This window comes from Alphaproteobacteria bacterium, assembly GCA_040220875.1.
In the GTDB taxonomy this organism is placed as follows: domain Bacteria; phylum Pseudomonadota; class Alphaproteobacteria; order JAVJVX01; family JAVJVX01; genus JAVJVX01.
In genome coordinates, this window is the sequence record JAVJVX010000005.1 from 41,191 (window position 1) to 53,961 (window position 12,771).

Sequence of the window (12,771 nt, forward strand, 5' to 3'; positions counted from 1 at the left end):
AGGCCCGACGCTAGCGCCCGCCGGCTTCCAGCGTCGCCAGCGAGACGTCCTCTTCGCGCAAGGGCCCGCTGATCATGTATTCCTCGGGCCCGGCATAAAGGCTCGCGTGATTGCGCTGGAAATCCATCGCCATGGCGTAGGATTCATAAATCGCGCTGCCCGGCTGATCGACATAGGGGTACGGATAATTGGCGATCAGGAAAATCTTCTGTAATTCGCCCGCCCGGTCATAGCCGAAGTTGTAATAGATGTTCCAGGTCTCGGTATCGACATAGAGCACCTTGCGGCTTTGGGAGTGACCGTCCGGCGCAATCGCGTTGATGACGTAAACCGGCCGGATTTCCCAGCGGTCGCGGACGGTCCAATAGGGCGGCGTGGTCAGGTCCAGATGGGGGAACTGCTCCGCCACCGTGCTGCCCTCCGGAATCCAGGCGGGCGCCACGGCATTGGCGACGACCAGCGCGTGGGTCTTGGCGATAATTTCGTATTTGTCATACCAGGTCGGATAGGCGCTGAACCCGGCGAAATCATCGCCCATGATGTCTGTGCTTCCGATCGGCTCCATCCAGGACCCGCCCGATAGCCGGCGCACCCGGCGCAGATCACGGATATAAGCCCAGGAGTCGTGCACCTGGCCGGTGTCATACCGGATGGTAAAGGTGCCCACGCCCTTGATGTCCTGGGGAAGGAGGGCAATGTTGATTTCCTTCTCGAGAATCGAGCCGTCGCCCAGAACCGGATCGGCGCCGAGGGCATAACGTCCCTTCATATCGAAGCGGCGGTATTCCCAGACCTGAACGCGGTCGGGACCGGCATTGCCGTCGATCAGGAGGAAGGCGTATTTGTCCTGAAACAGCGTGTCGCCGCGCCGCCGGCCGCGCTGTGTATTCCAGACCACCTTGATGGCGCCGTGCGGATCGTTGAGCGCATCCACATCCGGGAACGGCACGCCCGCCTTCCAGCCCGAAATTTCTCCGGTTTCGGGGTCGAACGTGACGTCGCCCGCATACTGGCGCGTTGCCGCCTCGAACCCCGGATCGGGCGGATAGGGAGTGGCTTCGACCAGTTCCAGGGTCAGCCCCTGCTCGCGCATCTGAAACCTGAACGGTTCCGGCACCAGACCCTCGATGGCATGGCCTTCGAGAGTTTTGCTCTTGAGCTCGTCCCAGTTCTCCGCGGTCAGAAGGGTGCCGCCGGCAACGTCGCCGGCCTGTGCCCCGGCCGCGCCGGTTGTGAGGATGAAAACGGCGGCCAGGGCGGCCGGCCATTGCCGTCCGTAGTGGCGAAGGGAAGAATCTGTCATGTTCGTTTCCGGCTCTTTTCGAAATGGCGGTCCGGCAGTATGGCAGACCGCGCCGCGGGCGGCACTAGCGTCGCCCGGATTTCCGTCGTTCAATCTCGGCCCCGTCCCGCGCGATGCCTGGTGCCCGCTCCCGGACTCGAACCGGGACGGCCCTTGCGGGCCTACGGATTTTAAGTCCGTTGCGTCTACCAATTCCGCCAAGCGGGCAGGCCGGCGCCGGAGCGGCACCATGCCACGGGCCCTCCGGGCCGCCAAGAAGAAGAAAAACAGGCGGGGAACGGGTCAGGTCCGCCCGCCCGGCCGCCGCCATCCTGAAAATCAGGTTGACGAACCGATCCTGTCGAGGGGTAGATGGGTGATCGCCGGATGGCCCGGCACTGGCAGGATATTCCGGATCAATCGAGCAAGAGCGAGATATGCAGGGTTTTCACTGGGTGGGCCTCGTCGCCCTCATCGCCATACTGATCTTTCTTTTCTCGCGCGGCGGCTGGCGTTTTCTCTTTCACGGCGGGCCGGGCAAGGCATTGCAGAATCTGGTGACGTGGCTCGTCATCCTGACTGTGCTGGTCCTCGGCTATAAATACTTCATCGAGACGCCCGACAGCAGCGGGCCCGCCACGGCGCCCGGGGCGCTGTCACCCGATGGCGTGCCGCCCGCTTCGGGTGCGCCGGACGCGCCGGGCGGGCTCGACGCCCGTTCCGGCGACAGCGTGACATTCTGACAGCTTGGCTGACAGCTTGGCTGACCGCCTGACAGCCTGGCAGCCGGACCGGTTCCCGCCGCCAGCCTTACTCGATCTCGCCGATCTGCGGCGCTGCGCCCAGGTCGGTCACGAGGGCCGCGATCTCGGCCGCCGCGCGCGCAATCGCCGCGCGCTCGGTCCCGCGCACGACCAGCGAGGTCCCGAACTTGCCGTCGCGGAAATACGGATAGCTGCCAATATCGAGCGCCGGATAGGCGGTCTGAATATCGGCAAGCCCCGCCGCCACCGTTCCCTCGCCGAGATCAGCGGCGACCGTCTGGCTGAGCACCGGCGCGCCCGCGCGCAGCCTCGGGACCACCTCGTCGGTCATGGCCTGCATCACGGTGGGCACGCCCGCCATGACAAAAACATTCTCCATCCGGAACCCGGGCGCGGCGCTGACGGGATTGGTCACGAGATCGGCCCCTTCGGGCGTGTCGGCCATGGAGAGACGCGCCTCGTTCAGCCGATCCTCGCTGTAATGGGCGCGCAGCAGGGCTTCCGCCTCGGGATGACGGATCAGCCGGACACCGAAGGCCCGGGCAATAGCGCCGGCGGTGATATCGTCATGGGTGGGACCGATGCCGCCCGTGGTGAAGACGTAATCGTGGCGCGTCCGCAACGCATTTACCGCCTCGACGATCATCTCCTCGAGGTCCGGCACAACGCGCACTTCCATCAGCCGCACCCCGGCCTTCGTCAGCTTGGTCGCCAGGTAGTTGAGGTTCTTGTCCGCCGTGCGGCCCGACAGAATCTCGTTCCCGATGATCACCATCGCCGCCGTAACGGTGGCGGATTTGCTTTCGGCCGGAGGAACGCTGCCATTCATGAGATCGATTTCTCCGGGTCAGGGGTGGCGTGGTCAGGCACCAGGGTCAGGTGGCGGGGCCGGGCCGGCGACCCCAATGCCTGCCCGGTTGCGGCGCATTCTAGCCAGACACTGTCGGTGTCTCTAGCCATTTCGATCCGGTCGCTGCCCCGGTTTGACGTGCCCGCCAATCACCGTCATGCTCCGCCGCGTTTCGGGACGATCTTTCCATGGATTTCGACAAGCCTTTGATCCCGGCCCGGCTTATCCGGCGCTACAAGCGATTCCTGGCCGATGTCCGGCTCGACTCGGCGCCGGATGGCGCGCCCGTGACGGTCCATTGCCCGGACCCGGGCGCGATGACGGGGCTGACGACGCCGGGGGCGCGGGTCTGGCTGGCCCCCGCGCGCAACCCCAAGGCCAGGCTGCCCTATTCCTGGGAGATGATCGAGACCGCTTCGGGGCTTGTCGGGATCAACACCCATCACCCCAACCGGCTCGTCCGCGAAGCGCTCGACGGCGGCCGGATCGCGCCCCTCGCCAGGTTCGGCACGCTTCGCGCGGAAGTGCCTTATGGCGAGAATTCGCGGATCGACTTCCTGCTGAGCAGCGCCAGGGGACCCGATACCTATCTCGAGGTCAAGAACGTACATCTGCGGCGTAACGGCACGGCACCGGGCGGGCTGGCCGAGTTTCCCGACACCGTGACCCGCCGGGGCGCCAAGCACATGCGCGAACTCGCCGCCATGACCCGGGCCGGACACCGGGCGGTTGTCCTTTACGTGGTCCAGCGCATGGATTGCGACCGGTTCGCCGTGGCCGGCGATATCGATCCCGATTATGCCGCCGCCGCCTGGGCCGCCCGCGAAGCAGGGGTGGCCTTCCTCGCCTATCAGTGCGACCTCAGCCTGACCGCCCTTTCGATCACCGATCCGATACCGGTGATCTGGCCCGATCGCCCGCCGGGCTGACGGGTCGGCACCGCCGGGAGGCCCCGTTTCAGCGGTTTCGGAGCCGACAACCCTTGTCGACGGGCCGGTTAGTCCTTAATTCTATGCGTCAGCCCGGTGCGCCCGGACCGATCCCGGGACGCGACAGAGAGGTAATCAGGCATGGAAACGCCCTGGACGGCGCGAGATTCCGAATACGAGCTCCACGGCCCCGAAGAATTCGAGGGCATGCGCCGGGCAGGTCGCCTGGCGGCGGAGACGCTTGACTTCATCACCCCCCATGTCCGGCCGGGCGTCACGACGGAAGAGCTGAACCAGCTGTGCCACGATTTTCAGGTTCATGCGGGCGCCCGCCCGGCGCCGCTTAACTACAAGGGGTTTCCCAAATCCGTCTGCACTTCGGTCAACCACGTCGTCTGTCACGGCATTCCCGGCGACAAGCGGCTCAAGGACGGCGATATCGTCAATATCGACGTGACGCCCATATTGGATGGCTGGCATGGCGACACGAGCCGCATGTTCTATGTCGGCAAGGTCGGTGTGAAGATGCGCAAGCTGGTCCAGGTCACCTATGAATGCCTGATGAAGGGGATCGAGGCTGTGCGCCCGGGTGCGACGCTTGGCGATATCGGCCACGCCATTCAGACCCATGCCGAAGCCAACCGGTTTTCCGTCGTGCGTGATTTTTGCGGTCATGGGCTGGGCCGGATCTTCCACCAGCCGCCGAGCATTCTCCATTACGGCGAGCCGGGACAAGGCCCCGTAATACGGGAAGGCATGTTCTTCACCATCGAACCGATGATCAATGCCGGCGGGTTCGAGGTTAAGGTCCTCGAGGACGGCTGGACCGCGGTAACGCGTGACCGGCAGCCCTCCGCCCAGTTCGAGCATTCCATCGGCGTAACGGCGGCCGGTTGCGAAATCTTCACCCTCTCGCCCCGGAACTGGCACGCGCCACCCTATGAGCAAAGGTGACCCGCCCTCGCGGCCCGACCAGGCGGGCCATCGCGAAAGACTGCGCGACAGATTCATGAAATCGGGCAGCGACGCGGTCAGCGATTACGAGCTGCTGGAACTGCTGCTGTTCCCGGTCATCCAGCGCGGTGACGTGAAGCCATCGGCGAAGGCGCTTCTCAGGCGTTTCGACAGCTTCGCCGGCGTACTGGCCGCCAGCCCGGCGGAACTCCAGAAAATCAAGGGCATCGGACCGCAGGCGGCCCATGCGCTGAAGGTGGCCCAGGCCGCCGCCATCCGCATGGCCCGAGAGAAGGTTTACAAACGCCCCGTCCTTTCCTCATGGAACGCGGTGCTGGATTATGTGCGGGTTTCGATGGGCTTCGAGAATATCGAGCAGTTCCGCGTCCTGTTCCTCGACAAGAAGAACGCACTTCTCGCCGACGAGGTTCAGCAGAAAGGGACCATTGACCACACGCCGCTTTATCCGCGGGAGGTCATCCGTCGCTCCCTCGAAATCGGGGCGTCGGCCATCATCCTCGTCCATAATCATCCATCGGGCGATCCGACCCCCTCGCCCGCCGATATCGACATGACACGCGAAGTGGCAGAAGCGGGCGCGAAGCTGGGCGTGACGGTTCACGACCATATCATCGTGGCGCGGACGGGCCACGTCTCCCTGAAGTCAAAGGGACTTCTTTAGGTCCGCCTCAAGTCACCCTGGGGCTTGCGCCGCAACTGCCCCCGATCACAGAATTGTCGCAAATTCCGTTCAAGGTTCCCGGCAGGAGCCGAGATCGCGACAGGCGCCCCGGACAACGCGAAGGAGGCCGGAATTGACGCCGCCCCGTTCCACACCCCGTTCCCCGCTTGGCCACGTCAGCGGCCGCGACGCAGCCCTGAGGAGCGCGAAGATCGCGCTGGCAATGGGACTGGCAATGGGACTGGCGACAGGAGTGGCGCCGGCTCTCGCCGCGGACCCGGAGGTGGATTCCGCGCCGACCTCGCTCAATCTCGTGGTCGAGAACGACAAATTCATCCCCGGCGCGACCGACCGGCATTTCACGAACGGGCTGCGCCTCTCCTGGGTCTCCCCGGTCGAGGCGTTCCCAGCCTGGACACGACCTCTCTCGCATCTGATCGACCTTCTTGCGCCTGACCACGGACTTGCCCGCGCCCGATGGGTGGGCGGTGCCATCGGCCAGAACATGTATACGCCCGAGGATATCAGCCGGACCGATCCCATTCCCGATGACCGGCCTTATGCCGGCTGGCTCTATGGCGGGCTGATCCTGACGGAGCGGCGCGGCGACCGCCGCATCGACGAAATCGAAATTGATCTCGGCGTGATCGGCCCCGGCTCCCTTGCGGATGAAACCCAGATCAACTGGCACAAGGTCATCAACAGCCCGAGACCGAACGGCTGGGAAAACCAGCTCAAGACCGAACCGGGGCTGGTCTTCCTTTATCGGACCAAATGGCGGGCCGCTCTCTGGCAAAGCCCGCCCCTTGGAGCTCTGTCTGCCGAGGGGCTGGAACTGGACATCATCCCCGGCGCCAACCTCAGCCTTGGCAATATCTTCACCTATGCCGGCGGCGAAGTGACATTGCGCCTCGGTGACGATCTGGCCGACGATTTCGGCACACACCGCATCCAGCCCAATCTGGCGGGCTCCAGCGTGCTGCAGCCCCAGGATGGGTTCGCCTGGTATCTCTTCGCCGGAGCCGGGGCCCGGGCGGTCGGCCACAATATCTTTCTGGATGGCAACACCGTTTCCGACAGCCTGAACGTCAACAAGAATTTTCTGGTGGCCGATTATCAGGCTGGGCTCGCCGTCCGGATCTACGGGGTCCGTCTTACCTACACGCATGTCTGGCGGTCGCGCGAATTCGACACGCAGACCGCCGGCGACCGGTTCGGCTCCTTTGCGATTTCCTGGAATTTCTGAGCGTTGGCCCCCGGCCCCGTTCTAGGGGGACACTTCCATGATCGCCTCAATCTCGACCGCAACACCGAACGGCATCGTGGTCGCGCCGACAGCAACCCGCGCGTGATGTCCAGCGTCGCCAAAAACATCGATAATCAGTTCGGAAGCGCCGTTGACGACCTGGGCGACCTCGTCGAAGTCGGGCGTACAATTGACGAAGCCGTTGACCTTGACCACGCGGCGCACCCGGTCGAGATCGCCGTCGAGCGCCTTGTAGGCTTGACCCAGGACGTTGAGGGCACTGAGCCGGGCCGCCTCCTGCCCCTCGGCGAGACTGAATTCCTGGCCAACCTTGCCCTTGAAGCGAATGTCGCCTTCCCATTGCGGCAATTGGCCCGAGATCATGAGTAAATTGCCCGTCATCGCATAACCGAGAATTTTGGCGATTTTCGCTTTTTGCGGTTGCGGCAGGGTAATGCCGAGTTCCGTCAACCGGGTATCAATCTTTCCCAAGAAACCTCTCCCTCTGGTTTGCGTTTGGCTCAGGCGCGCCGGGAATCCGCCCTCCCGCCCTCACCCTCGATGACGAGGACGGGGTTGAGTCCGAGTGCCTTGGCCAGATCATCCAGGCGGCGGTGCACGACGTCCCCCAAAAACGGCTGGGCCACCGAGCCCACGCTGAGGACGAGCTTGCCGTCGGCCCGATGCAGCCGGGTGGCGGCGAGCACCCGCGAGTCTCCGGCGGAAATGAAATACGCCAATCGGAGGACGAGGCCAAGGGTGACCGCCTCGTTCTTTTCGGCCACCGACAAAAGCCCATCGAGGCGCGACAGGCGTTCGTCGCTCAACTCACCATTGTACCGCCGGAACAGCGCGAGCGCGATGAAGGCCCGGGACGGGTGATCGAGCCCCGGCACGGCGATCCTGAGACAGCGGTTCATGACGTGATAGGCGCGATCCTCGGGGTGATCCGCCCAGCCAAGATTGCTCAGATGGCAGGCGCCCAGGAAAATCCGGCGATGCGCGCGGGAGGCATCCTCGAAAAGCGGCTCAGCCCATTTGACAAGAACATCGGCCGAAAGACTTTCATGAATTGTCCGCCGCGCATAATCCGCCGCCGCGGCCAGGAACCAGTCGTGCTCGGGACCGTTGGGCGGCATGTGCCCGAAGATGCGGCCTTCGCGTAACCCGTAGGTGGAAAACACCACCTGGCGCGGCCGCATGTGGTCGAGCACCCCAAGCAACCCGATGGCGGCCGACGGCATGGTCTCGATCCGCTTGCGGCTCATCCGCGGCACGGCGCCCAGAATGGCGCTTTCGATGGTCAGCATGACATTGGCAGCCTCGCGAGCCTCCTGGGCGGACAAGGCATAATTGTGCACCATCTTTACCGGATAGCCCGACAGATGCATGTGCGCGCGGGCCAGCGCGCGCCACGCGCCGCCAACAAGATAGGCGCTGCGGCCGGAACCCTGGTCCAGCCAGGATACGCCCGCGAGCTCCCGGGCGACGTGGTCCTGCATCTTCCGCCGGCGATCGCTGCCGGGTTGTTCGAGGCGCATGGAGCCAAGCGGCAGCGTGACCGTCTCACCGACCGTGCCCTTCTCGACCATGGCCAGTTCCATGCTCCCGCCGCCCATGTCGCAGACAATTCCGTCAGCATCATAAATGCCGCGCAGCACACCCTCGGCCGAGGTCACCGCCTCCTGGTCGCCGGTCAGTATCTGGATTTCCGTCCCGAGAATCCGGGCCGCGGCGCGGACGAATTCGGCGCCGTCCGACGCGTCGCGGACCGCGGCCGTGGCGAGCGGCGTCATATGCGAGACATCCATCGCATCACAGACGGCGCGGAACCGCGGCAGATTGTCAAAGACCATTTTGACGCCGTCGGGGTTGAGGCGGCCGGTCTTGTCCAGCCCCTTGCCGAGACGGCAGGACAGGCTTTCGTTGAACAGGACGACCGGAAAGGCCCCCAGCATCTGGAAGATCACCAGCCGGACGGAGTTCGAGCCGATGTCGATGACGGCCAGGGGCGGGGGATCCAGCGAATCGGGCGCCAGAAAATCGGGGTCGTTCACTCAGTCATTGTCCAGGATCAGACGCGGGACCGCTCCGCCATCCGTGAGGGCCTTGCCGCGGCCCGAGAGACTCGGGTTGGTCATAAAGTAGTTATGCGCGCTAAATCTGTCATCCCCCGGTTTTTCCCGCTCGTAATCGCCGTCGGGTCGCAGATTCCAGCTCTGGACGTTGTCCTTCAGGTTGGCGACCATGATCTGGTCGAGAATTTGTTCATGCACCGTCTCGTTTTCCACCGGGACGAAAGCCTCGACCCGTCGGTTGAGATTACGCGGCATCCAGTCGGCAGACGAGATAAAGACCTTCGCCTGCCGGCTCGGGAGCGGCTGGCTGGCGGCAAAACAGGCAATGCGGGAATGTTCGAGGAACCGGCCGACCAGGCTCTTCACCCTGATATTGGATGACAGGCCCGGCACGCCCGGCCGCAGGCAACAGATCCCCCGGATCACGAGATCGATTTCGACCCCCGCCTCCGAGGCCTCGTACAGCTTGTCGATAACCCCCTGGTCCGCCAGTGAATTCAGTTTCGCCCAGATTTGCGCCGGCTTTCCAGCCCGCGCGTTGCGGATCTCGTCGTCGATCAACTCATAGAGCGTCTCGCGCAGGTCAATGGGCGAGATCGAAACCTTGGCAAGCCCTTCGGGCTCGGCGTAGCCGGTCATGTAGTTGAAAATCAGGGCCGCGTCGCGACACAGCACCGGATCGCAGGTGAAGTACGAGAGATCCGTGTAGATCTTCGCCGTCACCGGGTGGTAGTTGCCCGTGCCGTAATGAACATAGGTGCGGATCCCAAGCCCCTCCCGGCGGGTGGCCATCGACAGCTTGGCATGAATTTTCTTGTTCACGAAGCCGTAGACGACCTGAACGCCAGCGCGCTCCATGTCCTTGGCCCAGCGGATATTGGCCTCCTCGTCGAACCGCGCCTTGAGCTCCACCATCGCCGTCACGGACTTACCGCTTTCGGCCGCTTCGATCAGGGTCTGGACGATCGGTGAATTCTGGCTCGTACGGTAAAGCGTCTGCTTGATCGAAATGACATGCGGATCGGCTGCCGCCTGGCGCAGGAACTGCACCACCACGTCGAAACTCTCATAAGGGTGGTGAATGACGAAATCCTTTTGCCGGATGGCCGCGAAACAATCGCCGTTGGCCTCGCGGATCCGCTCGGGAAACCGGGGATTATAGGGCTTGAAAAGCAGGTCCGGCCGATTGGATACGATCAGTTGCGACAGGTCGCGGAGCCCGAGCAGGTCATCGAGCTCAAAGACGTCGTCTTGCTCGTTCACGCCCAATTCGTCGAACACCAGTCGGCGAAGCTGCGGCGCCATGCCGGCATTGATCTTGAGACGAATGACAGATCCGCGCCGACGGCGCTTCAGGGCCGACAGGTAACTGCTGACAAGGTCTTCCGCTTCTTCTTCAATCTCGATGTCGCTGTCGCGGATGATGCGGAAAAAGCCGATTTCCCGACATTCAAAGCCGGGAAAGAGCCGGCCGAGAAACATCTCGATCACACGTTCGAGCGGCAGGCAACGGGGCGAGTCTCCCGGCAGCCAGACAAACCGGTCCAGGGCCTGGGGCACGGGAATGAGCGCGTTGAGTTTCTCGCCATCAGCCGAGCGCACAAATTCAAGCGCGATGGCAAAGCCGAGATTCGGCATGAAAGGAAACGGGTGCGCGGGGTCCACCGCCAGCGGCGTCAGCATCGGGAAAATATTCTCGTCGAAAAAATTACCCAGCCAGTCGCGATCCGAGGGGGTCGTCTCTTCCGGCTCGATAACGGAGATGTCTTCCGCCCTCAGAGCCGTCTTCAAGGTCAGCCAGCAGGCCTGCTGGCGCTGGATAAGCAGGAGGGCGCGTGCATGAATCTGTTCAAGCGTTTCTTGCGGCAGCAGCCCCGAGAAGCCAAGCTCCTTCACGCCCGCCCGGACCTGGCCTTTCAACCCAGCGACGCGGACCATGTAGAATTCATCGAGGTTGCTGGCTGAAATGGAGAGGAAGCGCAGCCGTTCGAGGAGCGGGTGGTCGGGATTATGGGCTTCATCCAGCACGCGTTCGTTGAAGGCGAGCCAGGAAAGTTCCCGGTCGATGTAGCGGCTTTGCTCCTGGTCCGGCGACCGCTCGGTGCGCGACGGTACGCTGTAATCTTCTTCCGGCGCGAGTTTCGTCACGTCGCCCTTTTCCATTTCCGTCAAGCCTCGACCCCTTTTTTGGTCGCCCCGCCCCGGCCCGCTCCCCCTTCCGACGGGCGCGTGGCGCGCGTATTGTGTGGCCACGGCAGGAACGATCAGTCTGCCGGGCGCTGGGAGCATCGCTGTCTACGGAGCCCATATTGTGACGGAATCAAGAAAGATTTGTTACATTTTGCGTCACGCCAAGGCCCGGCCGGGACGCGCCGGGGAGCTCGATTCGGAACGCCCGCTGACCCCGCGCGGCATTCGCGACGCCCGCCAGATCGCGCAGTATATGGCAGCCAGGGGCTATCGGCCAAATCTTGTCCTGTGTTCAGCCGCGTTCCGGACCCGCGAAACCCTGGCCAACATGATCGGGCTGCTGCCCCCGTCGATGCGGATCGAGACGACGGACTCGCTCTACATGGCCGGCTCCCGCACGCTTCTGCGGTGCCTGCAGCGTCTCGATGAGCAGACCGGCACGGTTCTTCTGATCGGTCACAATCCGGGACTGGCCGATCTGGCCGCGGAACTGGCCGGTCAGGGAGAGCCGGCCGATGTCACCCGGATTCGTGAAAAATTCCCGACCTGTGCCCTCGCCTGCCTCGACCTTGGCATCACGGCATGGGCCACCCTGACGCCAGGCACGGGCCGCCTGACCGATCTCGCCTATCCACGCGATCTTGACGAGGACTGAGTGGACCCCTACGGCGTGCGGGTCGCGCGCAGCACGTAAAAGGTTTCGGGCGCCATATCGACCGTGACCGGCAGACGGGTCACGATATCGCCGTCGGCATGGACGGGCAGGCCAGCCGGCCCGGTAATCTCCAGCATGGTTACGCGGCGGAGTTCCACGCCGGGCACGCGCCAGAGGCGCCCGAACGGCAGCGCCAGAAGGTACCGCAGGACGTCGCGGCGCCGGCCCCGCCGGAACAGAACGGCCTCGAAATCGGAGCGCGCGATGTCGGCGCGCGGCGCCAGCACAAACCGCCCGGCATAATGTTTTCCCTTGGCCAGGATGCAGGCGGCGACATCGACCGATTGTGCTTCCACCCGACAGGTCAGACGGGGTGGGTCGAGGATCGCGAATTCCTTCATGATCTGAAACGCGTAGGCGCCTTTTCCAAGCAGCCGTTTCAGACCCGGGTGCACGCCCTGGACGACATCGGCGTCGAACCCGGCCCCGGCCATCATCAGAAAACGCCGGCCATTCACCCGGCCCGGCCGGAGAGGCCAGGCCTGTCCGTGCAGGAGCGTCTCGGCCACATCGCGAGCAGAGGTGCCAAGCCCGATTTCGGCCGCGAACACGTTGGCCGTGCCGAGTGGAATGACGCCGAGGGGCGGGCTCTCCGCTGTAAGGCCGTTGAGAACTTCGTTCAGCGTCCCGTCTCCGCCAGCCACGACAAGCACGTCCGCGTCCTGTCGTCCGATGCCGGCGGCGATACGCTCGCCATCGCCCCGGCAGCCGGTTGCCCGCAGGTCAACTTTCGCGCCCGCCGCTTCGAGCCGGCGGAGCACCGGGGTCAGCCTCGCGCGGGCGCGCATCCCGGCCGTCGGATTGAAAATGATCGCAAGCCGGCGGTCGCGCGGCAGGACGGGCGCCCCCGCCTCTTCCGGATAATCTCGCACCTTCGCTTCCCCCTTCCCGGTCAATAACAGCCGGGCCCGCAAGGAGCAGAGGTATAGCCTGCGCGCACCGTCCCGGCCACGAGGTTCGCGCGAAACCGCTCACTGTCATCAAAGATTATGCAATCCGTAACATAACTAACATCCATCCATATCTAGGATGCGCGCGCCTCGAAGCCACAAGAATTTGACCCAGCACGATTTTTCCCCGG

The 12,771-nt window shown here is 64.0% G+C and carries 12 protein-coding genes and 1 tRNA gene; 6 read left to right on the forward strand and 7 right to left on the reverse strand.

What is annotated here, in order from left to right; genetic code table 11:
• Nucleotides 1-10 precede the first annotated feature (10 nt).
• Nucleotides 11-1,303 carry a DUF1329 domain-containing protein gene (locus RLQ26_02470; protein MEQ9087589.1) on the reverse strand — a complete coding sequence of 431 codons (1,293 nt, stop codon included), beginning with the start codon at nt 1,301-1,303 and terminating at the stop codon, nt 11-13.
• 118 nt (nt 1,304-1,421) lie between these two features.
• A tRNA-Leu gene (locus RLQ26_02475) sits at nt 1,422-1,510 on the reverse strand.
• 209 nt (nt 1,511-1,719) lie between these two features.
• On the opposite strand from RLQ26_02475, the gene RLQ26_02480 reads away from it, so the two are divergent.
• A complete protein-coding gene (locus RLQ26_02480; GenBank protein ID MEQ9087590.1) occupies nt 1,720-2,025 on the forward strand; it encodes a hypothetical protein in 306 nt (101 codons plus the stop codon).
• Nucleotides 2,026-2,092: 67 nt separating this feature from the next.
• On the opposite strand, the gene RLQ26_02485 is transcribed toward RLQ26_02480, so the two are convergent.
• The gene (locus RLQ26_02485) at nt 2,093-2,875 is read right to left on the reverse strand and encodes a molybdopterin-binding protein (protein MEQ9087591.1); all 783 of its coding nucleotides are present in this window, start codon (nt 2,873-2,875) and stop codon (nt 2,093-2,095) included.
• Between the two features lie 209 nt (nt 2,876-3,084).
• On the opposite strand from RLQ26_02485, the gene sfsA reads away from it, so the two are divergent.
• The 4 genes from sfsA (at nt 3,085) to RLQ26_02505 (ending at nt 6,707) form a co-directional block, all read left to right on the forward strand.
• Nucleotides 3,085-3,825: a DNA/RNA nuclease SfsA gene (sfsA, locus tag RLQ26_02490; protein ID MEQ9087592.1), complete on the forward strand. Its 741-nt coding sequence runs from the start codon at nt 3,085-3,087 to the stop codon at nt 3,823-3,825.
• Between the two features lie 141 nt (nt 3,826-3,966).
• Nucleotides 3,967-4,779 (forward strand): type I methionyl aminopeptidase, encoded by an 813-nt coding sequence (map, locus tag RLQ26_02495; protein MEQ9087593.1) that lies wholly within the window; start codon nt 3,967-3,969, stop codon nt 4,777-4,779.
• Entirely contained in the window at nt 4,766-5,461 is a 696-nt protein-coding gene (gene radC / locus RLQ26_02500) for a DNA repair protein RadC (GenBank protein MEQ9087594.1), read from the forward strand. Before map ends, radC begins: the two co-directional genes overlap by 14 nt.
• A 223-nt stretch (nt 5,462-5,684) precedes the next feature.
• Nucleotides 5,685-6,707 (forward strand): lipid A deacylase LpxR family protein, encoded by a 1,023-nt coding sequence (locus RLQ26_02505; GenBank protein ID MEQ9087595.1) that lies wholly within the window; start codon nt 5,685-5,687, stop codon nt 6,705-6,707.
• Nucleotides 6,708-6,728: 21 nt separating this feature from the next.
• Here RLQ26_02505 and RLQ26_02510 read toward each other — a convergent pair whose 3' ends face one another.
• Genes RLQ26_02510 through RLQ26_02520 form a run of 3 tightly spaced genes read right to left on the reverse strand, consistent with a single transcriptional unit; the run spans nt 6,729 to nt 10,948 of the window.
• Nucleotides 6,729-7,199 (reverse strand): RidA family protein, encoded by a 471-nt coding sequence (locus tag RLQ26_02510; protein ID MEQ9087596.1) that lies wholly within the window; start codon nt 7,197-7,199, stop codon nt 6,729-6,731.
• Nucleotides 7,200-7,228: 29 nt separating this feature from the next.
• Complete coding sequence (locus RLQ26_02515; protein MEQ9087597.1) at nt 7,229-8,764, reverse strand: Ppx/GppA family phosphatase; 1,536 nt, start codon at nt 8,762-8,764, stop codon at nt 7,229-7,231.
• The gene (locus RLQ26_02520; GenBank protein MEQ9087598.1) at nt 8,765-10,948 is read right to left on the reverse strand and encodes an RNA degradosome polyphosphate kinase; all 2,184 of its coding nucleotides are present in this window, start codon (nt 10,946-10,948) and stop codon (nt 8,765-8,767) included.
• Between the two features lie 148 nt (nt 10,949-11,096).
• Here RLQ26_02520 and RLQ26_02525 point away from each other — a divergent pair, with 148 nt between their 5' ends.
• A complete protein-coding gene (locus tag RLQ26_02525; protein ID MEQ9087599.1) occupies nt 11,097-11,630 on the forward strand; it encodes a histidine phosphatase family protein in 534 nt (177 codons plus the stop codon).
• Between the two features lie 8 nt (nt 11,631-11,638).
• Here RLQ26_02525 and RLQ26_02530 read toward each other — a convergent pair whose 3' ends face one another.
• Nucleotides 11,639-12,562: a YegS/Rv2252/BmrU family lipid kinase gene (locus tag RLQ26_02530; protein MEQ9087600.1), complete on the reverse strand. Its 924-nt coding sequence runs from the start codon at nt 12,560-12,562 to the stop codon at nt 11,639-11,641.
• Nucleotides 12,563-12,771 lie beyond the last annotated feature (209 nt).

Bases quoted from the DNA above. Each gene is read 5' to 3' on its own strand.
- RLQ26_02470 (MEQ9087589.1), bottom strand. From the start codon at position 1,303: ATGACAGATTCTTCCCTTCGCCACTACGGACGGCAATGGCCGGCCGCC.
- RLQ26_02480 (MEQ9087590.1), top strand. From the start codon at position 1,720: ATGCAGGGTTTTCACTGGGTGGGCCTCGTCGCCCTCATCGCCATACTG.
- RLQ26_02485 (MEQ9087591.1), bottom strand. From the start codon at position 2,875: ATGAATGGCAGCGTTCCTCCGGCCGAAAGCAAATCCGCCACCGTTACG.
- sfsA (MEQ9087592.1), top strand. From the start codon at position 3,085: ATGGATTTCGACAAGCCTTTGATCCCGGCCCGGCTTATCCGGCGCTAC.
- map (MEQ9087593.1), top strand. From the start codon at position 3,967: ATGGAAACGCCCTGGACGGCGCGAGATTCCGAATACGAGCTCCACGGC.
- radC (MEQ9087594.1), top strand. From the start codon at position 4,766: ATGAGCAAAGGTGACCCGCCCTCGCGGCCCGACCAGGCGGGCCATCGC.
- RLQ26_02505 (MEQ9087595.1), top strand. From the start codon at position 5,685: ATGGGACTGGCAATGGGACTGGCGACAGGAGTGGCGCCGGCTCTCGCC.
- RLQ26_02520 (MEQ9087598.1), bottom strand. From the start codon at position 10,948: ATGGAAAAGGGCGACGTGACGAAACTCGCGCCGGAAGAAGATTACAGC.